The organism is Ahrensia kielensis DSM 5890, assembly GCF_000374465.1.
In the GTDB taxonomy this organism is placed as follows: domain Bacteria; phylum Pseudomonadota; class Alphaproteobacteria; order Rhizobiales; family Rhizobiaceae; genus Ahrensia; species Ahrensia kielensis.
Map to the genome: position 1 here is coordinate 389,032 of NZ_KB894529.1, position 25,446 is coordinate 414,477.

Here is a 25,446-nt window from a genome sequence, read left to right on the forward strand (position 1 = left end):
CATCAAGACATCCCATTGTATCAGGCAACGATGAGAGTTGAACCACTTTTGACGCGATCATAAAGATCAACAATGTCCTGATTCATTAAGCGTACACAGCCGCTGGAAACAGCTTTGCCAATTGTCCAATATTCTGGAGACCCATGGATCCGGTAAAGCGTGTCTTTTCCGCCTTGGAAAATATAAAGGGCGCGTGCACCTAGTGGATTATCAATACCAGGCTGCATACCACCATTTGCGGCGCTATATTTTTCCAACTCTGGTTGGCGGCCAATCATCTCTGCTGGCGGTGTCCATTTAGGCCAAGCTTGTTTCCATTGAATTTTACCGCGGCCAGACCAAGTGAAACCTTGGCGACCCAAGCCAACGCCGTAGCGCATCGCACGGTCATTCGGCATGACCAAATATAAGTAGAAACCTGTCGTATCAACAATAATAGTTCCAACAGGATGCGGTGACACATAATCTATCTCACGGCGCCAATAACGCTGCGGTACTTTCTTCAAGTCAACCGCAGGAATTGGAAACTGCTCATTTGGTTTAGGACCATAAGCCAAGGCATAATCTTGAGGAATTGCTGGCTCAGCCGGTTTCGCTGGCAATGATGAAAATGCCGGATCGTTAAGCGATGTACAGCCTGTTGCAGCGATACCCATGAGACCAACTGAACCGGTCACAAAACCACGGCGTGTAATTGTGTTATTTTTCATTTCAATCCCTATAAAAGCGCAAAAATGCTTTTTGATGCGCTCTATATAATGAGCTAAATTAAGTTATGCGATATGAAGGTATTTGACCTTGAAATCAAACCAAAGACATTCACGAATGCGTGACTTTATGTATTGTTTTGATCGATACGAAACTGTGCTGCAGGATATACTCCCAAAACGTTAAACATATCTGTAAAAAATCCGAGCTCTTCAAAAGCTAGTTTTACATTAGGGTCTTCGGGGTGGCCTTCAATATCGGCGTAGAACTGCGTTGCCGTAAATTGGCCGCCGATCTGGTAACTTTCAAGCTTCGTCATGTTGATACCATTTGTCGCAAAGCCGCCCATCGCTTTATACAAAGCTGCTGGAATATTTCGAACACGAAAGACAAATGTCGTCATGACAAGCTCGTCTGCTGATTTGCGTTCATAGTTTTGAGGCGTTTTTGAAAGCACCACAAAACGGGTGACATTATTGTCCGTGTCTTCAACATTCTTTTTCAAAATCTCAAGCCCATAGAGCTCGGCGGCAAGATATGGCGACAAAGCCGCCATTGAAGGATCACCTGTTTCTGCAACCATTTTGGCAGCGCCAGCTGTATCTCCCGCCACAACCGCTTTCCATCCATGTTCGCGCACAATGTTCCGGCACTGCCCAATGCCATGAATATGGGTATGCACTGATTTTATTTGGCTAATATCTGTGCCTGGCAACACCATTAAATGGAAATGAATGGGTAGAAAATATTCGCCAATAATATGCAGGCCTGACTGGGGCAACAAATGATGAATATCAGCCACACGACCGGCCAACGTGTTTTCAATCGGGATCATGGCAAGCGCTGCCTGACCGCTATCAACAGCATTAAACGCATCTTCGAATGTAGCGCATGGCAATGGTGTCATGTCCGGAAACATATTGCGTGAGGCTGTGTCCGAATTTGCACCCGCTTCGCCTTGGAACGAGATGAGCTTGTTTTGGTCGTTCATTTTAGTTTCCAGTATTATGCGAAAGGATAGCGCGCGCTTTTTCGAGATCAGGCGGTGTATCAACGCCCAGCGGCACAGTGTCAATGATTGCGGCATGGATCGTCATGCCATCTTCAAGTGCGCGTAATTGCTCCAAGCTTTCGCGCTTTTCTAGCGTTGAAGGCTTTAACGATACAAACCGTTCCAATGCTGCGCGCCGATAAGCATAAAGACCAATGTGATGATATAGCGGTCCCTCCCCATAAGGAGCGGTTGCGCGGCTGAAATATAATGCCCGCAATAGATTTTCACCAATTGGCGAGCCTATTATCTTGACCACATTGGGGTTCGTCTTTTCATCCGAATCGGTAATTTCCACACCCAAAGTCGAAATATCGCACTTATTATTGTTAAGCGGCGCTAAAACAGCGCGAATATCGGCAGGTGCGATTGTCGGTAAATCGCCTTGAACATTGATGATCGTATCAAAATCACCACCAACATTTGTAAAGGCTTCAAAAATACGGTCAGAACCGGATTGATGATCTGCGCTTGTCATTACGGCATTATAACCATGATCGCGCGCAGCCTCTAAAACCTCTGCAGTATCTGTTGCGATCAGAACGTCCCCGCAATCAGCTTCTTGGGCGCGATCTGCAACCTGAATGATCATTGGTTTTCCTGCAATATCGGCCATTGGCTTGCCTGGCAAACGGGTTGAGGCCATTCGTGCAGGTATAATTATAATCGGTTTCATAAGCGTCCATCTTTAGAAGTGGCAAAAAGTCTCATCGTAAGACGTCTTATAGGTGTTGCATGGCGGACGTAAAAGACATAGTTTCCGGCCAAATTAAAGAACCGCATTGCGGCAAATTCAAATATACGGTGACGAAATCCATGGAATCCATGAAAACAACGATGTATGCAGGCGCATTTTTGGCCGCCGCGGTTTTGATTATGACGCTTAGCATCCTTAGTGATGCGCTCTTCCACTCAGAAACACCCGAACAATTCGGCTATGCCATTGAAGCTGCCGAAGGTTCTGCCCCTGCTGCAGGCGCAGAAGAAGACGCAGGCGTTCCTGACATTTCTGCCCTACTTGCAAGTGCTGATCTTGGTGCAGGCGAAACTGCATTTAAAAAATGTGCGGCTTGCCACACAATCGAAGAAGGCGGCGCGGATAAAATCGGCCCTCACCTCTTTGGTGTTCTAGGCCGAGACATCGCCAGCGCATCAGGCTTTAAATATTCGTCTGCAATGACAACATATGGCGAAGGCAAGCAGTGGACATTTGAAGAGATGAACGGCTTTATCTACAAGCCAAAAGACTGGATCAAAGGCACAGCGATGGGCTTTGCAGGCATGAAGAAAGATCAAGACCGCGCAAACCTTCTCGCTTACATGAACCAGCAGAATGCAAGCCCTCTTGATCTGCCATCTCCTGAGGCTGCGGCCGAGGAAGAAGCAGCCCCTGAAGCTGCTGATGAGGAGACTTCTGAGGAAGCTGCGCCAGCCGAGAGCGAAGCTGAAAAAACTGAATAATCTGTCACAATTGTGATATTAAAAGCCCGGTTCTGCCGGGCTTTTTTAGTTTTTGCACTTTGAATTGACGCATTTACGTCTATTTTCCTCTAAAACATTCCAATGGGAGAATTAACGATGAAGTGTTTTGTTGTGCCTATTGCAGTGATTGCGCTTATCGCGCCGCTGTCAGCTTCTTTTGCGCAAGAAGCAAGTGGATGGGTTACAACCGATTCTCTCATTGCGACCAGCAAGTATGCTGATCATTTTTCCCACTATGATCACGCCAATCCTGATGCGCCAAAAGGTGGAACAGTTAATCTGCCAGCGCTTGGCACCTATGACAGTTTCAATCCCTATATAATAAAGGGCAATCCTGCGGCCGGCTTTGCATCCGGCGGGTTTGGCGGTGGTTTGCTTTATGACACGCTCCGCGCTCAATCGGTTGATGAACCATCAACGAGCCATCCGCTTATTTCAGAATCATTTACCTACCCAGAGGACGACTCATTTGCGATCTACCGTCTGAACAAAGCAGCTAAATGGCATGATGGAGAACCAATTACACCTCAGGATGTTGTGTGGACCTTCGACGTTCTCAAGAAATACAATCAGCTATATCGCGAATATTACAAGAATGTCGTTTCGGCAGAAGCCATCAATGAGACTGATATAAAATTCAGCTTTGATGAGAAGAACAATCGAGAATTACCTAATATTTTAGGTGACATGCCCGTTTTGCCACAGCACTGGTGGGAAGGAACCGATGCTAACGGCAACAAACGTGACATTTCAAAATCCACCCTAGAGCCGCCTTTGGGATCTGGCCCTTATAAAATTGCGTCCTTTGATCCTGGGGTCTCCATTCGATGGGAACGGGTCAAAGATTACTGGGCCGCCGATCTGCCGGTAAATAAGGGTCGAAAAAACTTCGACAGCTATAACTACACTTATTTTCTTGATTCGACCCCCATTTGGGAAGCGTTCAAAAAAGGTGGCATTCAGGATATTCACACTGAAACGAGTTCGCAGCGCTGGGCAAGTGAATATACTTTTCCTGCGTTTAAAGAGGGAAAAGTAAAAAAACGCACATTCCCAACTACAAGTCCGCAACCCATGCAGGGTTTTGCGATGAATATGCGCCGTGACAAATTCAAAGATGTGCGCGTACGAAAAGCGCTTTCTTATCTCTTTGATTTTGAATCCATAAACAGACTGCAACTCTCTGGCCTTAGAACACGCACTGACAGCTATTTTGAAGGTGGCGAGCTTCAATCCAGCGGCATACCCGAAGGCCGTGAGTTGAGTATATTGCAGGAGTTTAGCGATCAACTGCCTGAAGCTTTATTTACCACACCTTTTGAAAATCCAGTTGGCGGCGACAGAGCTAAAAACCGTGACAATCAGCGCCTTGCAGCCCAGCTTATGCGCGAAGCGGGTTGGGAGCCACGCAATGGCACTTGGACGAACATTGAAACAGGCGAGCCTTTCAGCATTGAAATTTTAGGTGGCTCACCCGTTACAAACATTATCGCCGGACAATTTACACAAGATATGCGCAAATTTGGTATCGATGCCAGCATCCGCATTGTCGACGCCAGTCAGTATGTTTCGCGCCTTGAAGATTTCAACTTCGATATGACGACGGTGCAACTTGCCCAATCATTATCTCCAGGAAATGAGCAGCGCGATTTTTGGTCATCAACAGCTGCCGATAAGCCTGATTCACGCAATATGTCAGGCATTAAAAATCCGGTTGTCGACGCCTTGGTGGACAAGATCATTTTTGCTGAAAACCGCGATGAACTTATCGCATTAACACATGCGCTTGATCGTGTTTTGCTATGGAATTATTATTATATTCCGCAATGGCACTCGCCAGAAGAATGGCTTGCATGGTGGGACAAATTTGATTTTGTCGACAAGCAGCCGACCTATTCTGGTGTCGACACTTCTTCATGGTGGATAAAGCCGGAAAGCAGTAAATGATTATCGATCGCCGCCGCTTTTTAGCCATGACCAGCGCAGTAATAGCGGGCGCTGCTGGATTGCCGAAACTTTCATATGCGCAGAACCCATCCGGTAAGCCACTCCATGGTCTGTCGGCTTTTGGAGATTTAAAATACCCCCAAGGGTTTTCGCATTTTGACTATGCGTCACCAAACGCGCCAACCGGCGGCACATTCGCTTTTCAACCTGCTTATTGGTACTTTAACCAGAACGTGCAGACCTTCAACACGCTCAATAGTTTTGTACGAAAAGGTGACGCGCCGCCGCGCATGGAAGTGTGCTTTGATGCGTTGGTCGTTTCATCACATGACGAACCTGATGCTGTTTATTGTCACTTGGCCGAAAGCGTTGTGATTTCAGCTGATCGAAACAGCTTCACTTTCAAAATACGTGATATTGCACATTGGCACGATGGTTCGCCTATTACGGCCGAAGACGTGGCGTTCTCCTTTAAAACCATCAAAGAACAAGGCCACCCAGAGCTTTCATTGCCGCTGGCTCCTTTAAAAGAAGCCCGCATTGATGATCCAATGACCATTACGCTGGTCTTTGACGGCAGCCAAGCTGCGCAAGATATTCTGTCTATCGCAGGCTTACCAATCATCTCTAAAGCTTGGTACACAGACAATGTTTTTGATGCATCAACGCTAACGCCGCCATTGGCATCAGGGCCCTACAAAGTCGGGCGAATGAATCCGGGCGTCTATATCGAATATGAGCGTGTCGATGATTATTGGGCCAAAGAGCTTGGCACAGCTAAGGGCTTCAACCATTTTCAAACGATCCGCATAGATTTTTTCAAAGAGCGACAGGCTGGATTTGAAGCTTTCAAAAAAGGCGCCACCACGTTTAGACAAGAGTTCACTTCGAAGAGTTGGGCGACAGAATATGATTTTCCAGCCATACAAGATGGCCGCGTAATCAAAGCGCATTTTGACGCTGAAAAACGGCCTAGCATGCAAGCTTGGTGCCTCAATATGAGGCGCGAACGCTTTAAAGATAAAAGGGTGCGCGATGCGATTGCGCAATGTTTTGACTTTGAATGGACCAATAGAAATCTATTCTACGGTTTATATGAACGCTCGCACTCGATTTTCGCTGGCTCGTCATATGAAGCGGCAGGCACACCGGATGCAGCGGAAACAGATTTACTTAAAAAACTAAGCGTTGATCATGAATTGCCTAAAGGTATTTATGATGACGCCTACCGGCAACCAGCATCAGATGGTTCTGGCCGCGACAGAAACAAATTGCGTGGTGCATCCAAATTACTGGCAGATGCTGGATGGAAACCGGGTGATAAGGGCTTTTTGCGCAATACCAAAGGCGAGACACTGGATTTAGAGTTCCTCATTTCCGCCTCGGTTTTTGAACGCATCTATGGGCCTTTTGTTGAAACTATGCGCGCTGTCGGCATCAACGCGTCATTGCGGCTTGTGGACCCTGCCCAATACCAAGCACGGACAAGCAGTTTTGATTTTGACATGGCAGGATTAGCGCTTGGCTGGTCGCCAACACCGACGGCAAGCGGCCTTGATACAATTTTAGGGTCAAAATCGGCAGAAATAGAAGGCACCCGAAACTGGCCTGCTCTCACAAATCCGCTGGTGGATGCTATTATTTACGAAATTGGGGCCGCAGAAACGCGAGAAAGACACGAAACAAGCATGAGAGTGCTCGATAGGGTCTTGCGGCTGACGCGCGAATGGATTCCAAATTGGAGATCAGCGAATCACCGCGTTGCCTATTGGGATATATTTGGCTTTAAAGAACCAAAACCTGATTATTTTTGGCAGGTGGAAGCGCTCTGGTGGATTGACAAGGAAAAGGCTGACAAGCTTGGCAAGGGTTAAAAGCACAGACATGAGTTCACTTTCCAGCAGTGGGGAGCGCTGAAGCATGGGTGCTTATATCCTCCGACGTCTTCTTTTAATGATACCGACTATTTTGGGCATCATGGCGATATCTTTCACCGTTGTGCAATTTGCGCCGGGCGGTCCGGTTGAACAGGTTATTGCCCAGCTCACAGGCCAAGGCGGAGATGCGACAGACCGCATAACTGGCGGCGGCAGTGATATTGGCGGTGGCAACGACATTGGTTCAAGCATTGAGGGCGGTGGCTCTAACAACTCTAAGTATCGCGGTGCGCAAGGGCTTGATCCGGAGTTTATCGCTGACCTCGAGCGGCAATTCGGTTTTGACAAACCACCTTTAGAGCGCTTCGCGCTGATGGTTTGGAACTATGCACGCTTTGATTTTGGCGACAGCTACTTTCGCGACATATCGGTTATTGACCTCATTATAGAAAAAATGCCGGTTTCCATATCGCTTGGCCTCTGGATAACGTTACTTTCTTACGCGATCTCTATTCCACTTGGCATTAAAAAAGCCATATCGGACGGCTCATCGTTTGACACATGGACCAGCGGCATCATCATTCTTGCCTATGCGATACCGGGATTTCTGTTTGCTATCCTTTTGATCGTTCTTTTTGCCGGCGGTTCATTTTATGATCTGTTTCCACTGCGCGGTCTTGTGTCTGATAATTTTGCGCAGCTTGCATGGTATGAAAAAGTCATCGACTATTTCTGGCACCTTGCGCTGCCTTTAACAGCACTTGTTTTATCGGCATTTGCGACCACAACCTTGCTCACCAAGAACTCGTTTCTTGATGAAATCCGCAAGCAATATGTTACAACAGCGCGCGCCAAAGGGCTTGGCGAAAACAAGGTTCTTTATGGCCACGTATTTCGAAATGCGATGCTGATTATCATTGCCGGATTTCCTGCAGCCTTCATCTCTGCATTTTTCACAGGTTCCTTATTAATCGAAACAATCTTCTCACTTGATGGGCTTGGATTGCTTGGGTTCAAATCGGTCGTAGATCGTGATTATCCGGTTGTCTTTGGAACGCTCTATATTTTCTCATTGATGGGGCTACTCGTCAGCCTACTTTCAGACTTGATGTACACTTGGGTAGACCCACGTATTGATTTTGAATCGAGGGATGTTTGATGGCTGATACCACCATGACATCACAAGCGCCGGCAAAGCGTCCGTTTCTTTCGCCTATCAATCAGCGGCGTTGGCAGAACTTTAAAGCCAATCGTCGTGGTTACTGGTCGTTGTGGATTTTCCTCATACTGTTCATCCTTTCGCTCGGTGCAGAGTTCATAGCCAACGACAAGCCAATTCTCGTATCGTATAAGGGTGAAATACTGACGCCTGTTTTCGTCAATTATCCGGAAGAAAAATTTGGCGGTTTCCTTGCGCGTACAGATTATACCGACCCCTTCATACAAGAAGAAATCGAAACCAATGGGTGGATGATCTGGCCGCCTGTTCGTTTTTCATACAGAACCGTCAACAAGGAAGTACCGACAACGGCTCCATCAAAGCCAGCTTTCCTATTTGATACACGCGAAGAGCTTTGTGCTCGCTATGCAGAAGGTGTGAACGATCCGAACTGCACATATGGAAACTTCAACTGGCTTGGCACAGACGATCAGGCACGGGACGTTTTTGCTCGCACACTTTACGGCTTCCGCATATCGGTTCTGTTCGGTTTAATCCTGACCGCATTGTCTGCTGTTGTTGGTGTGGCAGCGGGTGCTGTTCAAGGTTATTTCGGCGGCTGGACTGATTTGATTATGCAGCGCATCATTGAGATCTGGTCCTCAATTCCTGTGCTTTATATCTTGCTCATTATGGCTGCTGTTTTGCCGCCCGGCTTCTGGATATTGCTTGGCATTATGCTTTTGTTCTCGTGGGTTGGTTTTGTCGGCATTGTACGCGCAGAATTTTTACGTGCGCGCAATTTTGAATATGTGAATGCGGCGCGCGCCCTAGGGGTGTCGAACCGCACGATTATGTTCCGCCATTTGCTGCCCAATGCGATGGTTGCGACATTGACATTCCTGCCGTTCATTTTGAACGGCTCGATTACCACGCTCACATCGCTAGATTTTCTTGGCTTTGGTTTACCACCAGGCTCGGCATCACTTGGCGAGTTGATCCTGCAAGGCAAAAACAATTTGCAGGCACCTTGGCTCGGTTTCTCCGGCTTCATTGTGATTTCCATTATGCTATCGCTCCTGATTTTCATCGGCGAAGCAACACGTGATGCGTTTGACCCAAGAAAGACATTTGCATGAGCGGCGCGCAGAATAATAACACTTCGGCAGCGCCGCTTCTTTCCGTTCGCAATTTGGCGGTTGATTTCACGCAAGGCGGCGCAACCACACGCGCCGTAGATGGTGTTTCCTTTGATATCGGTGCCCGTGAAACCGTGGCGCTGGTGGGCGAATCTGGTTCAGGAAAATCCGTCACAGCGAATTCTATTTTGAAGCTTTTGCAATATCCTGCGGCCAGCCATCCGCATGGTGAAATTTGGTTTGACGGACAGGATTTGATGAAAGCGCCGGACGCAGCGCTGCGCCGTGTGCGCGGCAATGATGTCACGATGATCTTTCAAGAGCCAATGACATCGCTCAATCCGCTCCATTCAATTGAAAAGCAGATCGGCGAAATCTTGCGGCTGCACCAAACAGTGCCCGAAGCAAAAGTTCGCAGCCATATCATCAGCCTGCTTGAACAGGTCGGTATCCGCGATGCTGAAAAGCGCCTGCCCGCCTATCCTCACCAAATGTCTGGCGGACAAAGACAACGTGTGATGATTGCAATGGCGCTTGCCAATACGCCTAAACTGCTTATCGCCGATGAACCAACCACAGCGCTTGATGTCACCGTGCAAGCACAAATTCTAAAATTGCTTGATGGTCTAAAAAGCAAGTTCGATATGTCGATGCTGTTTATCACGCATGATCTGGCTATCGTTCGCAAGATTGCGGACCGTGTCTGCGTTATGACCAATGGCAAGATTGTCGAAACAGGCCCGACAGAAGACATTTTCAACAATCCTCAACATGAATACACCAAGCACTTGCTTGCTGCCGAACCAAAGGGCAGTCCGCCCAAGCTCGACAAATCATCGCCCGTCGTCATGCAAGGCGATGACATAAAAGTATGGTTTCCCATTAAGCAGGGCTTCATGCGAAAGACGGTTGACCACGTAAAAGCCGTTGATGGCATTGATGTAACAGTTCGCGCTGGGCAAACACTCGGCATTGTCGGGGAATCCGGTTCCGGCAAGACGACGCTTGGTCTTGCCCTTTCGCGGCTCATTTCATCAGAAGGTAAAATCACCTTCAATGGTGCTGATATCGGCGCTCGATCATTCCGCGACATGCGCCCCGTGCGCAAAGATTTGCAAGTGGTTTTCCAAGACCCATTCGGTTCGCTCAGCCCGCGTATGTCAATCGCTGAAATTATTGCAGAGGGCTTGGAAATACATAGCCCTCACCTTTCACGCGCCGAACGCGATCAAGCCGTTGTAACCGCACTTCAGGAAGTCGGCCTAGACCCTGAAACGCGCTTCCGTTATCCGCATGAGTTTTCAGGTGGGCAAAGGCAGCGCATTGCGATTGCCCGCGCCATGGTACTGACGCCAAAATTCATCATGCTGGACGAGCCTACTTCCGCGCTTGATATGAGCGTACAAGCACAGGTCGTTGACCTGCTGCGCGACCTGCAAAAAAAACATAATCTGGCTTACCTTTTCATCAGCCATGATTTGAAAGTCGTGCGTGCGCTCGCCAATGAGGTCGTTGTTATGCGCAACGGAAAAGTGGTCGAGTACGGTTCTGCGGAACAGATTTTTGACGCGCCTAAAACAGATTATACTAAGGCGTTGATGGCGGCGGCATTTGATATTGAAGCGGCACCAGAAGGTGTCGTTGCAGACTAATGACCAAGAAAATTCTACTTGCAGTGACCGGTTTTGACGAAGCGCTTTGGCAAGCAGAAATCGAGCGCATGGCGCCTGATCTTGAGGTCATCACCAACATTACAGATGATGCTGCAGATGTAGAATATGCGATCGTCTGGAAGCAGCGGCCCAATATATTAAGCGCGCTGCCATATCTGAAAGTCATATTTTCTGCTGGCGCTGGTGTGGATCATATTTTTAAAGATCATACATTGCCGGATGTTCCTATCGTGCGCGTTGTTGCTGACGATTTAACCAACCGAATGAGCGAATACATCATATGGCAAGCGCTCGATCATTTACGTCAAGGCGCGCGCTACCGGAAGCAACAGGCAGGCCACGTCTGGCTGGAAGATAAAGCCCAACCTGCTGCGGATGCCGTTACTGTTGGTATCATGGGCATCGGAGCATTGGGAATGGATGCAGCGATTAAGCTGAAAATGATCGGCTTTCATGTTGTTGGCTGGAGCCGTAATCCAAAAACCAATAGCGAAATAGAGACGTTTTCAGGTACTGACGGTTTGCATGATATGTTGTCTCAGACCGACATCCTAGTCTGCCTTTTGCCTCTCACAGATGAAACACGCGGCATTATTGACGCGCAATTGCTTTCAAAATTAAAGCGTAACGGGCCGCTGGGTGGCCCTGTTTTAATCAATGCTGGTCGCGGCGGGCTTCAAAGTGAGGCCGACATTCTAGCCGCGCTGAATGATGGTTCGCTTTCAGCAGCATCTCTGGATGTCTTTGAACAAGAACCGCTGGCTGGTGATAGTCCTCTATGGTCGCACCCGCGTGTGACGGTGACACCGCATGCGGCGGCAGCATCCAATCCCTTGGCGTTGATCCCGCATATTCTCAAACAAATAGCAGCTTATGAGCGCGGCGGAACGCTAGAAAATCTCGTTGATAGAAAAGCTGGATATTAAGGTCTGCGCAGCGTTGTAGGAAATCCGTAAAGATAGCCAATACGCTCAATTGCATCTTCTAACAATTCAACGGCTACATCCATTGTGTGTCCATTTGCGTGAATGAGTTCTTGTTCATCACGCATTATGCCAACATGGCCTTTCCAGAACACCAGATCACCGCGTTGCAACCCACCATTCATCGCTGAAAAACCAAGCTCTGTGCCGATGCTTGCAGCTTGCATATCTGAATCGCGCTGCACCTTCTTGCCGGCCAAAAGCAGCGACAATTGTACAAGACCAGAGCAATCAATACCAAAAGCGGAAGACCCGCCCCACAAATACGGTGTGTGAATCAATTTTTCCGCAATCGAGACATAATCATCGATAGGTTGATCGATTGGGACGAGATGGCGTTCAATATAGAATTGGCCTTTGGCACACTTCAAATAGCGGGTGCCGCGGGTTTCTGCTTCACCGACAACGGCCAAAGATGATCCCACTGACAATATGTTGCTGTGTGGCGATTTCATATCGGCTTCAGGGTAAGCAAATGTGCGCGGTGCTGAAATCAAATGTGTTGAAGGCGGCGCGGTAATATCGCGCGCTGCAAGTTGGTCATCAGCAACATAGCCAACATAATTGTCTCGCAATGATTGGCACCAAGCCCAGCCGTCCGCAACATCAAAGACGCGAACCATGTCGCCATAGATCATTTGAGTATCGATGCCGAGATTGATATCGGGTTCAGGGCGCATATCGACAACAGAAGATGAAACGCGGCGACGCTCACCACGTACAAATTTGCCTGCAGTGATTTTTCCTTTGAGCGCTTCGGATGCAAGATCATCACGAAATGCATGAATTCGTCTATCCAGTTCTTCGCTCAATGCGGCAGCTCCTTACCTTTCGCAATGATATTATCAGCAAAACGCTCCAGATAGTTTGCACCCTCAACCGTTCGTGAAATGATAACATTTCTACGATCACGCGGATCACGTTGACGGCGCACCAGTTTCATCGCCCCCATTGTATCCAACGCACGGGTGATAACCGGCTTGGAAACGCCCAAATGCGCGGCTAGACCGCGAACAGTATGCGGCGGCGGATCAAGGTAAATCGTTAATAAGATTGCGGCTTGCCGCATCGTCAAATCCGGTGCGCTATCACGCACTTCGGCAAGGTTGACAGAATGCCAAAGCATGAGCGCTTGGCTCGGTTTTAGATTTATCGGCATAGAAGCTCAGCTATGTACCATTACGGGGCCGAACTAATATGCGCGATATATAGCCCGTTACGCAAGCGTAAGCACGCTCATGCACCGTTTTATGCATAGCGTTTTTGCAATGAAGCGAAGATTGCACGGATACCTTGCGCTTCACCGCCCACAGGTGAATGTGGTTTAGCGCTCGGGTTCCATCCGAAAATGTCGAAATGAGCCCAGCTCACAGCTGGATCAACAAAGCGTTGCAAGAACAATCCAGCTGTTATGGACCCGGCAAATCCATCGGTTGTCACATTATTCAGATCAGCAACCGTTGACGCGAGAGCCTGATTGTAATTCTGCCAAAGCGGCATACGCCATAAAGGATCGCGCTCGCTAACAGCAGCTTCATTAACGGCCGTGGCCAATACTTCATCATTTGTATAATAAGGTGGCAATTCTGGCCCAAGTGCAACACGCGCTGCTCCCGTCAAAGTCGCCATGTCGATAATAAGATCAGGTTTTTCTTCTGAAGCCAGCGTTAGAGCATCGCCTAATACAAGCCGCCCTTCGGCATCCGTATGGCCTATTTCTACGGTTAGCCCTTTTCGGCTCCTTAAAATATCGCCTGGTCTAAACGCGTTACCGGCGATTGCATTTTCAACGGCAGGAATGAGCACCCGCAGCCGCACATTCAGTTTTGCATCCATAATAATGCGTGCCAACGCCAATATGTTCGCTGCACCACCCATATCTTTTTTCATGTTACGCATTGAGCTTGCAGGCTTGATATCTAGGCCGCCAGTATCAAAGGTAACGCCTTTACCCACAAGAGTGAGCTTTGGTGCCTTTTTATCACCCCAAGTGAAATCAATCAGGCGCGGTGCTATTGTAGCAGCACGTCCAACGGCATGAATCATCGGGAGATTGCTAGAAAGCAATGCATCGCCTTTGATGATTTTTATGCTCGCCTTATAGGACTTAGCAAGCTTGCGGCTAGCGGCATCAATTTCATCCGGCCCCATATCTTCAGCAGGTGTATTGATAAGGTCACGGGCCAGCCAACTTGATTCGACATGGCGCAAAATTTCATCGCGGTCGAGCGTGTCGCCCAAAACCAATTGCGGAACTCTTTGTGACGACTTTTTGTAAACATCAAAGCGATAGCTACCAAGTCCAAAACCAATTGCTGCCAACCGAAGATCAAGCCCTGCCAATGACGCAAACGTAAAAGGTGTATTGGGCAGCTTCTTAGCCAACGCCCCTGTTACAAATGGGTCAGTCGCATCTCCCACGCCCAGCAACACCATACTAATACTTTGCCCATTTTCGGCAGGAACCAGCAGAACATTGCCTACCGCGCCATCAAAGCCATTTAGGTCCGCCCATATTTTTGCTTCGCTTGGCATTGCATCTAAGTCCGACTGTGCCACGCAATGCACCGGCAATATTTTCTCGTTTTTTTGCGCTGCGCTTACAAAAATATTGTTCAACTTGAAGGCTCCTGCTTTTTTACGCACCGTACTGAGCACGGCTGTTAACTTTCCATTAGGGTTAACAGAATATTGATTAAATTGAAGGGGCATTGCGTCCACATTTTTGTGTTTCGCAAGATTCGCAGCAAGGAGATCATCATGAGGCTTGAAGAACGCACATCGGCATTTCCTAAGGCACGCAAACGGGCACATCTTTCCGTTCTAAGCGCTGTGCTGCTGAGTGCTACCGTCGCTGGCTGCGCAACAGACAGCCGCACAACAGGATCGATCAAAAACGGCAAGTCAGTAGAGCGGATGAATTCCGCTGAACTGGCTCAATCCGTTGATTCCTATGGTGCCGCCTATGAGCGTGATCCAAAGAACAAAGCTATTGCAATGCAATATGCATCAATTCTTCGTTCTAACAATCTCAATGAGCAGGCTGTGGCTGTCATGCGCAAAACAGCCATTATTCATCCCAATGACCGCGATGTTCTTGCAGCATATGGCAAAGCACTTGCCGGTGCGGGGCAATTTACTGCGGCACTCGATGCTATTCAGCGCGCGCAAGACCCAACGCGGCCAGATTGGCGTCTCGTATCAGCAGAAGGCGCAATCTACGATCAGACAGGCCGTCCTGAAGAGGCCCGTGACCTTTATCAAAAAGCGCTGCAAATGCGCCCAAATGAACCATCAATTCTATCAAACATAGCAATCAGCCACTTGTTGGTGAATGATCTTCCGACCGCCGAACGCTATTTGCGTGAAGCTGTAAAACAGCCAACAGCCGATAGCCGTGTGCGCCAAAACCTTGCGATGGTGGTTGGCCTTCAAGGGCGCTTTGATGAAGCAATGGCCATTGCACAGCGCGAACTTTCGCCTCAACAGGCACAGGCCAATGTAGAGTATCTACGCAAGATTCTATCACAGCAAAATGCATGGAACATGATCAAAGAAGAAGACAAGAAAAGCGCGCAATAAAAGCCTTTCTTTCTTTTTTAACCTTAACAATAAAAACCCGCTTCTGAAATTTCAGAAGCGGGTTTTTATTTACGTTAATTTGTCTGCGTACTAATTCTTATCTTTAGAAGATACCACCACGCTGCGAAACCTGAATAGCTGCAGGCCCAAGGATTACACCAAAAAGTACAGGCAGGAAGAAAAGGATCATTGGAACAGTAAGCTTTGGCGGTAGCGCTGCTGCTTTTTTCTCAGCAGCATTCAGTCGTATCTGACGACTTTCACTCGCAAGGACACGCAATGCTTGTCCCACAGGCGTACCATATCGCTCGGCCTGAATGAGTGCTTGTGAAACACCTTTTACAGCATCTAAACCAGTACGCATATATAAGTTCTCATAAGCTTTTCTACGCTCAGATAGGAACGAAAGCTCTGCGCCAACTAAAACCATCTCTTCAGCAAGTGCTGTCGATTGCGTGCCTATCTCAGCGGCAACCTTGCGGAAACCAGCCTCAATTGACATACCCGATTCAACGCAGATCAATAATAAATCGAGCGCATCTGGCCATGCCTTGGTTATCGAGGTTTTACGCTGTGATGCTTTGTTATTCACATAAATATTGGGTGCGTAAAAGCCTGCCGCTGCAAACCCAAGACAGTATATAATCTTCATGTTTGTTGTTTTATCCGCAAAACCATCAAGTACGAACATATAAACCACCCCAGCTCCAAAAGTCAGGAATGGCAAAACAAGGCGCATGAAGAGAAACAAATTGAGCGGCCCTTGACCGCGAAAGCCTGCAGCGCGCAAATTTGAAACTGTTTTCTCATCGGCAAGGGCCTTCTTCAAATCCAAACGCTCAACGATGGATTTAACACTGCCTTTATCCTTGCTATCAACACGCAATGATGCACGCCCATTTTGTTTTTCAGATGCCAATCGAGCGCGCTCACGCGCCCTAATTTCGTCGCGCTCAGTCGCTACCGATTTCATCCGGTTTTTAAGCTCATTGCCGCCCAGCACTGGTGCAAGCAGTGTGAAAATAGTGGCAAAAACACTGACAGCGACTAAAACAGCGATTAAAAACTGACCCGAGGTGAGTAGTGTTACAATATCTGAAGACATGAACCTGCTCCCCTATATATCAAAGTTGATCATTTGACGCATGATGAATACGCCGATGGACATCCAAATAGCAGAGACACCTAAAATGAGGAGTCCTGTATCTGTTATAAAAAGAAGCTTGATGTAGTCTGGACTACTCAAATGAACCAGAAGAGTAACAATTGGCGGCAATGCGGCAATAATCGCGGCAGAAGCCTTCGCTTCCATCGACATTGCAGCAACTTTTGCTTTCATTTGTGCGCGCGCACGCAACACACCTGAAAGGTTGCCCAAAGCTTCTGATAAGTTACCACCGGCTTGAGATTGGATTTGAATAACGATTGCAAAAAAGTTTGCCTCCGAGCAAGGCATCGTTTGATACATACGTAAACAAGCTTCAGGTACCGACATACCCAGCTGCTGCGCCTCAATTATTCGGCGAAACTCAGTTTGAACTGGCTCGCGTGCTTCTGTTGCAATAAGGCGCAAACCATCATTCAATGGCAAGCCTGACTTGATGGCACGAACAATGATGTCAATTGAATTAGGAAACTCTGCTAAAAAACTTTTGACGCGACGCTTGCGTAAATATGAAATAATCCAACGCGGCAAACCAAACCCAGCTGCGAATGCTATTCCAATGCTATAGATTGCAGGAACACCAAAAATTAATGCCGCAATTGCCGCACCGCCTCCAAACACAGCAGAATAAATATAAAACATCCGAATATCGAGCTTCAAACCTGCCTGTTGAATTTGTGTCTTCAGGTTTGGCTTGGTTGCGTTTTTCTCGCGCGCTTTATTACGCTCTTCAAGATCATTAAGCGACTCTGTAATTTGCTTACGTCGTTTTTGACCTTCTTGGGCCCGATCAACTTCAGCGCGTTTTGACACACTATCCGTTTTGACAGACTTTACCTTTGAAACTCGACGCTTGCGGTCTTTTTCTGCTTGCAACGATGGTAACATCAATGCGTACATGACCCCGCCGATACTAAGTCCGGCAAGTGCCATTACAGCAAGCGCAATGGGGGATAGACCAAAAATCATTCAATCACCTCCATTGCATCAAGTGCCTCAGAAAGGCGCACTTCTTCGTTGAAATAACGTGCGCGCTCCCACATTTGAGGGCGACCAACGCCTGTAGAACGATGTTTACCGATAAATTTGCCATCGGCATCTTCGCCAGTAATATCATACAGCATGAGATCCTGCGTAATGATGACATCACCTTCCATACCAATGACTTCAGTAATATGGGTAATTCGGCGAGAACCATCGCGCAAACGCGCAGCCTGAATGATGATATCAACGGACCCACAAATAATTTCACGCACTGTTTTTTGCGGCAATGTATAACCACCCATCGCAATCATTGATTCCATACGACTTAGACATTCGCGCGGTGTGTTAGCGTGGATTGTGCCCATTGAACCATCGTGGCCAGTATTCATCGCCTGCAAAAGGTCAAACACCTCGGGTCCACGAACCTCACCAACAATGATGCGTTCAGGACGCATACGAAGGCAGTTTTTGACAAGGTCAGTCATTGTGATCTGACCTTCTCCCTCTAAGTTCGGCGGTCTGGTTTCAAGGCGCACAACATGCGGCTGCTGAAGCTGAAGTTCGGCAGAGTCTTCGCATGTGATCACACGCTCATCTTTATCAACATAGTTGGTCAAACAGTTGAGCAAAGTTGTTTTACCCGAACCCGTACCGCCAGAAATGACGACATTACATCGCACACGTCCAATAATCTGTAGGATCGTTGCACCTTCTGGCGAAATTGAACCAAATTTTGTCAGCTGATCAAGTGTGAGCTTGTCTTTCTTAAACTTACGAATCGTTAGTGCAGCGCCATCAATTGCCAATGGCGGTGCAATAACGTTAACACGTGATCCATCCGCAAGACGCGCGTCACAGATTGGGCTAGATTCATCAACGCGGCGGCCCACTTGGCTCACAATTCGTTGGCAAATTGAAAGCAATTGCTGGCCATCACGAAAGCGAATACCCGCATCAATAACCTTACCGTTTACCTCGATATAAGCAGCATCTGGGCCGTTGATCATGATATCGGCAATATCATCACGTGCAAGCAAAGGCTCTAACGGTCCATAACCCAACACATCGTTACAGATATCTTCAAGCAATTCCTCCTGCTCGGAGATGGTCATCGCATAGTTTTTAATGGCGATGATATCATTGACGATATCACGAATTTCTTCGCGTGCACTTTCAGCATCTAGCTTTGCAAGCTGCGACAGGTCGATTGTCTCAATCAGCGCAGAGAACACCTGTGATTTGGTGTCATAATAGGCATCATCGCGATTAGGGCGCTTTTGAGTTGGCTGCTCCATAGACATAGGAGGCGCTTCAACTTTCGCACGTGGCGTCTCTTTAGCAGGTGCCTTGGGAGCATCAACTGTCGGTGCCAAAGCTTCCGACATATGCTGTTTTTCAACAGCATTTTCCATCGGTTTAGATGCCGGTTCGTTTATAACGGGTTTTGCTTGCGTTTTAGCGCTCGCAAAGGATGAACCCCCGGATCCTTTTTTACCAAACATTGAATTACCTCGTAACTCGAACTTGAAATTACTTCTTCTTCAGTTTTGCCAAAATGCCTTTTAGGCCGCCCTTTGGTTTTGCTGAAACTGCGCCGCGCCCCGTTATAATATGTGCAAGATCAGAGATCGTTGTAACGATTGGGCTAGCACTGTCGGACTCCGCCAGCATTCGACCATTATTAGATGCCGTGCCAAACAAATGCGGATCAAATGGGATGATCGCAGATGCTTCCATATCCAGTGAATCCAAGAAATCATTGACACTAATCTCAGGCCGTTTAGGCACACCCACTTGGTTGAGAACCAATTTCGGCGCAAAATCATTTGGACGTAGCTTCTTGAGCGTATCGACCATATTCTTGGTGTTACGCAAATTTGCCAATTCTGGCGTTGCAACAATGATAACTTCATCCGCACGAGAAAGCGTTGTGCGTGTCCAGCCATTCCATACATGTGGAATATCAAGCACAACGGAAGGGGCGGTGCGCTGAGCAACGTCGATCAACTGTGCGAAATCTTCCGCTCCAAAGTCGTAAACCTTGTCGAGCATTGAGGGCGCAGCAAGCAAAGAAAGATGTTCAGCACATGTTGCGAGCAACCGATCAAGATAAACCTCGTCAATGCGATCCGGTGAGAAAACGGCCTCTGCAATACCTTGTGCAGGGTCTTGATCAAAATTGATATTGGCGGTGCCAAAAGGCAAATCCATATCTGCGACGACAACTTCGTTTTGGAAAAGCGTCGATATAGACCAAGCAACGTTATGAGCAATCGTGGATGAACCAACCCCGCCCTTAGCGCCGATGAAAGCCATTGTTTTGCCTAATGGCTCGGCATCAGGATCAATGAATAGCATTGTAATAACCGCCATCAGATCGGCAATTGATACCGGCGCTACGATGTACTCGGAAATACCATTGCGAACCAAGTCGCGGTATAGCGAAACATCATTATGATGACCAATGATGACCACACGCGTCGATGGATCACAAACTTCTGCAAGCTCATTAAGCCCGTTCATGAGTTCATCTGGACGAGCGGAAGTCTCAAGAATAATCAAGTTTGGCGTTGGTGCTGTTTGATAAAATTCCACAGCAGCACCAATACCGCCCATATAGGTTCGCATCTGGGCTTTTGCCATGCGGCGGTCTTCTGCCATACGCTCGATAGGCCCCGAGACCCCTTGCGTTTCACAAAATGCCTGAATTGTTATACGCGGTACAGGGCGTACATTTTGCAATTCATCCGGCTCGAAGCTAGCGCTTGGCATGGTAGCCATTTCGTTTTCGTCTTTAAATGCAGCGTCTGACATTGTTATCACCCTAGGGGTCTAGATCGTTAAATTTATAGATTCGGCGCCAACCTATTATCCTTGATAATCGGCGATTACGTTGCCTCGATTTTCTGCGTCAATTGGCGTCTCTTTGCGCGGCCCAAGCAAATCGCCTGGGTTGGAGATTTGTGCCGCGAGATTATTCTGTGTTGAACAGCCAAAATCAGCGTAATTTTCGTTCTCAGGCGTATTCGAAAGGTCTTCAGGCCATTGGCCACATTGCCCAGTAGAGGCCGTCACCGAGCGAAATGACAAGCGTATTGGCGCTGATGAACCATGCCTAGACGCATCATAGGACTGGATCGCAATATTGTTGCGATGTTGTCCACCTTGCTCAATTGCTTGAACGACCTGCCCTTGAACAAAATTAGCCGCAGAACTGTTTGCTGATCCAGAAGGCATCATCAAAACAATTGTACCGGTGCCAGATGTTTGGAACTTCTGCGTGAAAGCCTGAATATTGCTCAGCGTGGCGTAATTCAATCTTTGAGCGCCGGAGGCGACAGGAACATCTAAAACCTGCTCTTGCTCTGACAACACGATAGGGTGACGCTTGGTGTAATCATTTGCAACACTGCTTACAGTCATATTATCGCGCTGTTGCAAACTCGCGCATCCAGAAAGAAGAGAAACGCACAGCACAGCCGCAGCTGAAGTTTTTATTTTATCGGCAAACATGTTTGCGTACTCCGATTATTTGTAAATGAAACCAACGGCACCGTGATAACGGCCAGTCGGCATTTGTTGGTCTGTGCTGCCATAAATACGGTTGAGGCGGCCAAGTAGGTTACCAACGGAATCTGATGGTGGTGCAAAATTATCTGTCGGCAGTGCAATTTGTGAAGCTGCGACAGGTCGAACCAGATAAGGCGTAACCATGATAACCAACTCGGATTCACTGCGAATAAAATCACGGCTTCTGAACAACGTTCCAAGAACAGGAAGCTTTGATAGTCCTGGAAATCCACTGACAACCTGTCTGACATCATCACGAATAAGACCCGCAATCATCATCGAGCCACCAGATGGCAATTCAACAGTTGTCTCCGCTTCACGACGACGAATAGACAATACATTGGTCGCGGGTTGGCCTGAAGCCGTAGCTAGAGAAACACTTCCCTCTGTTGTTGGTTCGGAGACTTCTGTTTTTATGCGTAGGCTAATCCGGCCAGGTGAAAGAACCACAGGTGTAAATTCTAGCCCTACACCATAGTCGACTTTTTCAATGCCATATGTAGTTGTACCGTTTGTACTGCCTTGGGTACCACCTGATATAACATTATAGGTTCCTCCCGCAAAAAATGTTGCAGACTCGCCTGATATTGCGGTCAAAGTTGGAGAGGATAAGGTTTTCATCACCCCAGCCTCTTCCATCGCTTTAAAATAAGCGCCAATATTCAAACCACCTAAGGAGCCAGCAACATTAAAACCTGTATTAGTGAGCGGTTTACCAAGTGCACCCGCAATCGTTTCGGAAATACCACTGTATGAAAGTCCGGAAGATGCACCATTACCAATCAAATTGATACCAAGCTGCTTCATCACAGATCGTTGGATTTCTGCGACTGTCACTTTTAATGTTACCTGATCACCGCCAGCAATCTCTAATAAATTAACGATTTGACTATCACCGCGTGAAAAGAAATCTAAAAAGCTCTCAGCACCATCGTTAGTCGCATCACCGCCTTTTACGAAAATTTCGGCCAATTTTGCAGCTTTGGCTGAATCCTGTGGTGTCTGAACCGTACCAGTTAACACAATGTTATCGTTGATAATTTCCGTTTTAATACTTGACCCTGCTATAAAACGCTCAAGATAGCGATCTAGCCCAGCAACATCGCGTTCAACCCGCAACTGCAAACTAACCATCTGGTTGCCATTTTTATCGAAAACGAAAATATTTGTCTGACCAACGGCTTTACCAAACAGATAAATTCGGCGTGCAGTACGCGTTACGGCATCAGCAACCGCTGGGTTCGCAACAAGAATATCATGCGCATCTTCTGGAAGCTCAAGAACTAAGGATTTGTCTAAACCAAGCAACACATCTTCTGTACCAGATGTACGTTTCTGCACTTTAACTATATTCTGTGCTTCCGCCGGCGTCACACCGAATGGTGTAAATTGTGTTGGGACTGCGGACGTCAAGGCAACAACTGTGCCTGCCAAGAGTAAGGTCTTAAAGCTTTTTGCAACTTTGGACATATGACTGCTCTTTATGTGTGTGAATTCTTGTTTTGGTGCGCTCATTTTCATCATTGGCTCCGCACCTTTATTTTCTCACCATTTTTAATCAAAGTAATGGTGCCACCACGCGAACCACCCGAGATTAAGTGATCGGCACTTGGTTCTGAGCGACCGGATTCAATATCTTTAATTGATCGTAAAGCGAGCGTCAGACGATCAGCCATTTGCTGTGCCGCTGAAATAATTTTTGTTTGATCTGGTGTTAATTCAAGTGTCGCAGTTTGCCCGACTTGTACCAGCTGTCCATTTTCATCCTCGCGAATAGTTTGGTCGATCGCAAGAACACGAATGTTAGCAAGAATCGTTTCGGTTAGAAAAGAATTTTCCGAATCTTGATCACGCGTTGTCATGATTACATCGACATAATCATCGGGAAGGATAAAACCGCCAGCTGATGTGTCTGCTGCAATAGTCGTTGCAACCGCCCGTTTACCGGCAGGCAATATAGAGGACATGAAACTCTGATCAGCACCAAGGATTTTTATAGGACGAATAGGCTCTCCTTGAATGATCGTTGAGCGAACAATCGATCCTTCAAGTTCAGCAATTGCTTCAGGTCTACTCGTTTCAGTTATAAAATCTGGCGCAATTGCTGCAACAGGCCATTGCTGCCAGCTCAATCCGCCATTGATTTTAGCACCCGTTAATATGGTCTCTTTTGCAACCAACACTTGGTCGAGTTCAATAGAAGGGGCTGACGGTAATATATCTGCAATCGGTGCTGGTGCTGGTGCTGACAAATTCATTGCCAAATAACCAGCGCCCCCCGCGGCAAGAACTGCAACTCCAAGAATAACGAAACGCATAGACATGCTAACACCTGCAAATTATTGGGCGGACGAATCCGCTACAGGATCAACATTCACATCTAATGGTGTAATTATGGTTAATGGTGTCGTTAGATTTATACTTAACGCAAGTTAAACAGCACTTATAAGCAATCTGATCTATCAGCAGGCAGTTTTAATTCGCAAAGTAATTAAGCGCAAAGATCATCGCTGGGCTATTTGGGAAAACGAAAAGGCCTCCAACAGCTAAAGCTACGCCATACGGAATTTTCTTTGCGTCGATCACTTGGCGAAGCATAGGTAACTCGCCAGCATAGACTGCCATCGATGATTTACGTAAGAGCATAATCAAAATAGCAAGAATGCCACCAGCGACTGCAGATATTAAAATATAATTCAACAAATGCACGGAAAAACCCATCCAAAGAGCCGTCGAAGCAAGCAATTTGGCATCGCCGCCACCCATTGCGCCCAATGCAAACATCGCAAAAGTAACAGAAAGAACAACCGCAAATGCCATTAAATGCGATCCAAAATCGTGCCAGCTTAAGCCTATGAACGGCGCAACCACCAAAAATGTAACGATGAGAAGCGCGGATACCTTATTGGCGATTGTCATTGAGAATATGTCTGACAAGGCAGCATAAATCATAGCAAAAGGGAATACGACAAAAATAATAACAGCAATCATTGGCACAACCTTCGTTTCTCTACACCTTATTTGAATATGTGAGAATTAAATTCTCATAAACGCAAAAACACATCTGACAATTTTAAAAGTACAAATTAAAACAACCTGCTTTCCACAGGAGAGCAGGTCGCTATAAATTTTAAGTATGTGTAATTATTAGCTGCCATCGCCTGAACCAGCAGCAGCAGGAGCTGTACCAGTTTCAACAGTCGTAGCAATCGAATCGAATTTCGCGTTCAACTGGCTACCAAGTGATGTCGCACCAGCGATAATCGCAACAGCGATAAGAGCAGCAATAAGACCGTATTCAATTGCAGTTGCACCAGATTCGTCTTTGATAAAGCGTGTAAACATATTGAGTTCCTTACTCGTGTTAATTAAACAGCACACCGTCAGTTTTGTTTTGTTCTGATCGGCTTGAACACAAATTACCCTAAGGCTCTTGCCACCCGCTTAATAAACAAGGTTTCTCAAATCTTAATTCCTGCTTATGTGCCGCATAGTAAACAAATACTTGATGAATACTGCAAGTGGAGGAAACAGCGTGTTAATTCACAAGATCAAGCACGCGTTGTTCAATATTACCGCCCTTACGCATTTCAGATTGTTCGAATGAACGATTATCTGCTTTATAACGCTCAAACTCTCTGGCCACTCGTTTTAGAACTTCGTCGCGTATTTTTTTGCAGGCCTTATCATTTTCAACACGCAGTCCAACGGTTGTATCAATGATTTGCTGCGCTAGGCGTTTTACAAAATCGCCGTGAACCTTCTCATGCGCCAATATACTATCGGCAAACCGCTTCCATTTAGCAGCAATTGCGGGCGGTAATTTCTGGCTTGGTTTGGGAAGACTATATGTAATGGTTACAAAAGGCAGTGCGGAGACAAGTTCGCATGCATTTCCATCGGGCTGATAATTGCGGCGCCATTTTAGATCCCAATTGGTCACGGCTATCGTGCGCCGATTGCCCGATATAATGGGGCCGCCCGCACCAATTGATCGATAAAGCTCAGGACCGGTCGTGCCTGACACATTATAATACGTGAAATTTTCAGTTGCTTTCCACTCAGCGGCCTGCGCGTTCATCAATGTCATTGTCGCAAAGATGAACCACACAACCCACCGCATAGA

General features: G+C 47.2%; 24 protein-coding genes. 8 read left to right on the forward strand and 16 right to left on the reverse strand.

What is annotated here, in order from left to right:
* Positions 1-20: 20 nt before the first annotated feature.
* From C504_RS0108060 to C504_RS0108070, 3 genes are all read right to left on the reverse strand, one after another.
* On the reverse strand, positions 21-710 hold the full coding sequence (locus C504_RS0108060) for a L,D-transpeptidase (RefSeq protein WP_018688819.1): 690 nt from the start codon (positions 708-710) through the stop codon (positions 21-23).
* A 125-nt stretch (positions 711-835) separates the two neighbouring features.
* Positions 836-1,699: a prephenate dehydratase gene (locus C504_RS0108065; protein WP_018688820.1), complete on the reverse strand. Its 864-nt coding sequence runs from the start codon at positions 1,697-1,699 to the stop codon at positions 836-838.
* 1 nt (position 1,700) lies between these two features.
* Complete coding sequence (locus C504_RS0108070; protein ID WP_018688821.1) at positions 1,701-2,435, reverse strand: 3-deoxy-manno-octulosonate cytidylyltransferase; 735 nt, start codon at positions 2,433-2,435, stop codon at positions 1,701-1,703.
* A gap of 59 nt (positions 2,436-2,494) precedes the next feature.
* On the opposite strand from C504_RS0108070, the gene C504_RS0108075 reads away from it, so the two are divergent.
* From C504_RS0108075 to C504_RS0108105, 7 genes are all read left to right on the forward strand, one after another.
* On the forward strand, positions 2,495-3,220 hold the full coding sequence (locus C504_RS0108075) for a c-type cytochrome (RefSeq protein ID WP_018688822.1): 726 nt from the start codon (positions 2,495-2,497) through the stop codon (positions 3,218-3,220).
* A gap of 117 nt (positions 3,221-3,337) precedes the next feature.
* Positions 3,338-5,188: an extracellular solute-binding protein gene (locus C504_RS0108080; RefSeq protein ID WP_018688823.1), complete on the forward strand. Its 1,851-nt coding sequence runs from the start codon at positions 3,338-3,340 to the stop codon at positions 5,186-5,188.
* Positions 5,185-7,062, forward strand: a complete 1,878-nt coding sequence (locus tag C504_RS0108085) for an extracellular solute-binding protein (RefSeq protein ID WP_018688824.1) — start codon at positions 5,185-5,187, stop codon at positions 7,060-7,062. The genes C504_RS0108080 and C504_RS0108085 overlap by 4 nt, the downstream gene beginning before the upstream one ends.
* A gap of 46 nt (positions 7,063-7,108) precedes the next feature.
* Positions 7,109-8,224: a microcin C ABC transporter permease YejB gene (locus C504_RS0108090; RefSeq protein ID WP_018688825.1), complete on the forward strand. Its 1,116-nt coding sequence runs from the start codon at positions 7,109-7,111 to the stop codon at positions 8,222-8,224.
* Positions 8,224-9,363 (forward strand): ABC transporter permease, encoded by a 1,140-nt coding sequence (locus C504_RS0108095; protein WP_018688826.1) that lies wholly within the window; start codon positions 8,224-8,226, stop codon positions 9,361-9,363. Before C504_RS0108090 ends, C504_RS0108095 begins: the two co-directional genes overlap by 1 nt.
* Positions 9,360-11,015: an ABC transporter ATP-binding protein gene (locus C504_RS0108100; RefSeq protein ID WP_018688827.1), complete on the forward strand. Its 1,656-nt coding sequence runs from the start codon at positions 9,360-9,362 to the stop codon at positions 11,013-11,015. The genes C504_RS0108095 and C504_RS0108100 overlap by 4 nt, the downstream gene beginning before the upstream one ends.
* Positions 11,015-11,962 carry a 2-hydroxyacid dehydrogenase gene (locus tag C504_RS0108105; protein ID WP_018688828.1) on the forward strand — a complete coding sequence of 316 codons (948 nt, stop codon included), beginning with the start codon at positions 11,015-11,017 and terminating at the stop codon, positions 11,960-11,962. The genes C504_RS0108100 and C504_RS0108105 overlap by 1 nt, the downstream gene beginning before the upstream one ends.
* On the opposite strand, the gene C504_RS0108110 is transcribed toward C504_RS0108105, so the two are convergent.
* The 3 genes from C504_RS0108110 to C504_RS0108120 all read right to left on the reverse strand — a co-directional run bounded on the left by C504_RS0108110 (position 11,959) and on the right by C504_RS0108120 (position 14,731).
* On the reverse strand, positions 11,959-12,831 hold the full coding sequence (locus C504_RS0108110; RefSeq protein WP_018688829.1) for a C40 family peptidase: 873 nt from the start codon (positions 12,829-12,831) through the stop codon (positions 11,959-11,961). The genes C504_RS0108105 and C504_RS0108110 overlap by 4 nt on opposite strands.
* The gene (locus tag C504_RS0108115; RefSeq protein WP_018688830.1) at positions 12,828-13,178 is read right to left on the reverse strand and encodes a MarR family transcriptional regulator; all 351 of its coding nucleotides are present in this window, start codon (positions 13,176-13,178) and stop codon (positions 12,828-12,830) included. The genes C504_RS0108110 and C504_RS0108115 overlap by 4 nt, the downstream gene beginning before the upstream one ends.
* Positions 13,179-13,267: 89 nt before the next feature.
* Positions 13,268-14,731 (reverse strand): leucyl aminopeptidase family protein, encoded by a 1,464-nt coding sequence (locus C504_RS0108120; protein ID WP_018688831.1) that lies wholly within the window; start codon positions 14,729-14,731, stop codon positions 13,268-13,270.
* Positions 14,732-14,779: 48 nt separating this feature from the next.
* On the opposite strand from C504_RS0108120, the gene C504_RS0108125 reads away from it, so the two are divergent.
* Positions 14,780-15,601, forward strand: a complete 822-nt coding sequence (locus C504_RS0108125; RefSeq protein WP_018688832.1) for a tetratricopeptide repeat protein — start codon at positions 14,780-14,782, stop codon at positions 15,599-15,601.
* Positions 15,602-15,704: 103 nt separating this feature from the next.
* On the opposite strand, the gene C504_RS0108130 is transcribed toward C504_RS0108125, so the two are convergent.
* The 10 genes from C504_RS0108130 to C504_RS0108175 form a co-directional block, all read right to left on the reverse strand.
* The gene (locus C504_RS0108130) at positions 15,705-16,706 is read right to left on the reverse strand and encodes a type II secretion system F family protein (protein WP_018688833.1); all 1,002 of its coding nucleotides are present in this window, start codon (positions 16,704-16,706) and stop codon (positions 15,705-15,707) included.
* A 12-nt stretch (positions 16,707-16,718) separates the two neighbouring features.
* Complete coding sequence (locus tag C504_RS0108135) at positions 16,719-17,732, reverse strand: type II secretion system F family protein (RefSeq protein WP_026317321.1); 1,014 nt, start codon at positions 17,730-17,732, stop codon at positions 16,719-16,721.
* Complete coding sequence (locus C504_RS0108140) at positions 17,732-19,252, reverse strand: TadA family conjugal transfer-associated ATPase (protein WP_018688835.1); 1,521 nt, start codon at positions 19,250-19,252, stop codon at positions 17,732-17,734. The genes C504_RS0108135 and C504_RS0108140 overlap by 1 nt, the downstream gene beginning before the upstream one ends.
* Positions 19,253-19,280: 28 nt before the next feature.
* Positions 19,281-20,564: a CpaE/TadZ family protein gene (locus tag C504_RS0108145; RefSeq protein WP_018688836.1), complete on the reverse strand. Its 1,284-nt coding sequence runs from the start codon at positions 20,562-20,564 to the stop codon at positions 19,281-19,283.
* A gap of 54 nt (positions 20,565-20,618) precedes the next feature.
* Positions 20,619-21,263 (reverse strand): CpaD family pilus assembly protein, encoded by a 645-nt coding sequence (locus C504_RS0108150; protein WP_018688837.1) that lies wholly within the window; start codon positions 21,261-21,263, stop codon positions 20,619-20,621.
* 15 nt (positions 21,264-21,278) lie between these two features.
* Positions 21,279-22,790: a type II and III secretion system protein family protein gene (locus C504_RS0108155; RefSeq protein ID WP_041951645.1), complete on the reverse strand. Its 1,512-nt coding sequence runs from the start codon at positions 22,788-22,790 to the stop codon at positions 21,279-21,281.
* A gap of 50 nt (positions 22,791-22,840) precedes the next feature.
* Positions 22,841-23,644 carry a Flp pilus assembly protein CpaB gene (gene cpaB, locus C504_RS0108160; RefSeq protein ID WP_018688839.1) on the reverse strand — a complete coding sequence of 268 codons (804 nt, stop codon included), beginning with the start codon at positions 23,642-23,644 and terminating at the stop codon, positions 22,841-22,843.
* A 151-nt stretch (positions 23,645-23,795) separates the two neighbouring features.
* Positions 23,796-24,311, reverse strand: a complete 516-nt coding sequence (locus C504_RS0108165; RefSeq protein ID WP_018688840.1) for an A24 family peptidase — start codon at positions 24,309-24,311, stop codon at positions 23,796-23,798.
* A gap of 156 nt (positions 24,312-24,467) precedes the next feature.
* Positions 24,468-24,665 carry a Flp family type IVb pilin gene (locus C504_RS0108170; protein ID WP_018688841.1) on the reverse strand — a complete coding sequence of 66 codons (198 nt, stop codon included), beginning with the start codon at positions 24,663-24,665 and terminating at the stop codon, positions 24,468-24,470.
* Positions 24,666-24,858: 193 nt separating this feature from the next.
* The gene (locus C504_RS0108175) at positions 24,859-25,443 is read right to left on the reverse strand and encodes a DUF922 domain-containing protein (RefSeq protein WP_018688842.1); all 585 of its coding nucleotides are present in this window, start codon (positions 25,441-25,443) and stop codon (positions 24,859-24,861) included.
* Positions 25,444-25,446: the final 3 nt, after the last annotated feature.

Coding starts and splice junctions, on each gene's coding strand:
- C504_RS0108060 (WP_018688819.1), bottom strand. CDS start 710: ATGAAAAATAACACAATTACACGCCGTGGTTTTGTGACCGGTTCAGTT.
- C504_RS0108065 (WP_018688820.1), bottom strand. CDS start 1,699: ATGAACGACCAAAACAAGCTCATCTCGTTCCAAGGCGAAGCGGGTGCA.
- C504_RS0108070 (WP_018688821.1), bottom strand. CDS start 2,435: ATGAAACCGATTATAATTATACCTGCACGAATGGCCTCAACCCGTTTG.
- C504_RS0108075 (WP_018688822.1), top strand. CDS start 2,495: ATGGCGGACGTAAAAGACATAGTTTCCGGCCAAATTAAAGAACCGCAT.
- C504_RS0108080 (WP_018688823.1), top strand. CDS start 3,338: ATGAAGTGTTTTGTTGTGCCTATTGCAGTGATTGCGCTTATCGCGCCG.
- C504_RS0108085 (WP_018688824.1), top strand. CDS start 5,185: ATGATTATCGATCGCCGCCGCTTTTTAGCCATGACCAGCGCAGTAATA.
- C504_RS0108090 (WP_018688825.1), top strand. CDS start 7,109: ATGGGTGCTTATATCCTCCGACGTCTTCTTTTAATGATACCGACTATT.
- C504_RS0108095 (WP_018688826.1), top strand. CDS start 8,224: ATGGCTGATACCACCATGACATCACAAGCGCCGGCAAAGCGTCCGTTT.
- C504_RS0108100 (WP_018688827.1), top strand. CDS start 9,360: ATGAGCGGCGCGCAGAATAATAACACTTCGGCAGCGCCGCTTCTTTCC.
- C504_RS0108105 (WP_018688828.1), top strand. CDS start 11,015: ATGACCAAGAAAATTCTACTTGCAGTGACCGGTTTTGACGAAGCGCTT.
- C504_RS0108115 (WP_018688830.1), bottom strand. CDS start 13,178: ATGCCGATAAATCTAAAACCGAGCCAAGCGCTCATGCTTTGGCATTCT.
- C504_RS0108120 (WP_018688831.1), bottom strand. CDS start 14,731: ATGCCCCTTCAATTTAATCAATATTCTGTTAACCCTAATGGAAAGTTA.
- C504_RS0108125 (WP_018688832.1), top strand. CDS start 14,780: ATGAGGCTTGAAGAACGCACATCGGCATTTCCTAAGGCACGCAAACGG.
- C504_RS0108130 (WP_018688833.1), bottom strand. CDS start 16,706: ATGTCTTCAGATATTGTAACACTACTCACCTCGGGTCAGTTTTTAATC.
- C504_RS0108140 (WP_018688835.1), bottom strand. CDS start 19,252: ATGTTTGGTAAAAAAGGATCCGGGGGTTCATCCTTTGCGAGCGCTAAA.
- C504_RS0108145 (WP_018688836.1), bottom strand. CDS start 20,564: ATGTCAGACGCTGCATTTAAAGACGAAAACGAAATGGCTACCATGCCA.
- C504_RS0108150 (WP_018688837.1), bottom strand. CDS start 21,263: ATGTTTGCCGATAAAATAAAAACTTCAGCTGCGGCTGTGCTGTGCGTT.
- C504_RS0108155 (WP_041951645.1), bottom strand. CDS start 22,790: ATGTCCAAAGTTGCAAAAAGCTTTAAGACCTTACTCTTGGCAGGCACA.
- cpaB (WP_018688839.1), bottom strand. CDS start 23,644: ATGTCTATGCGTTTCGTTATTCTTGGAGTTGCAGTTCTTGCCGCGGGG.
- C504_RS0108165 (WP_018688840.1), bottom strand. CDS start 24,311: ATGATTGCTGTTATTATTTTTGTCGTATTCCCTTTTGCTATGATTTAT.
- C504_RS0108170 (WP_018688841.1), bottom strand. CDS start 24,665: ATGTTTACACGCTTTATCAAAGACGAATCTGGTGCAACTGCAATTGAA.
- C504_RS0108175 (WP_018688842.1), bottom strand. CDS start 25,443: ATGCGGTGGGTTGTGTGGTTCATCTTTGCGACAATGACATTGATGAAC.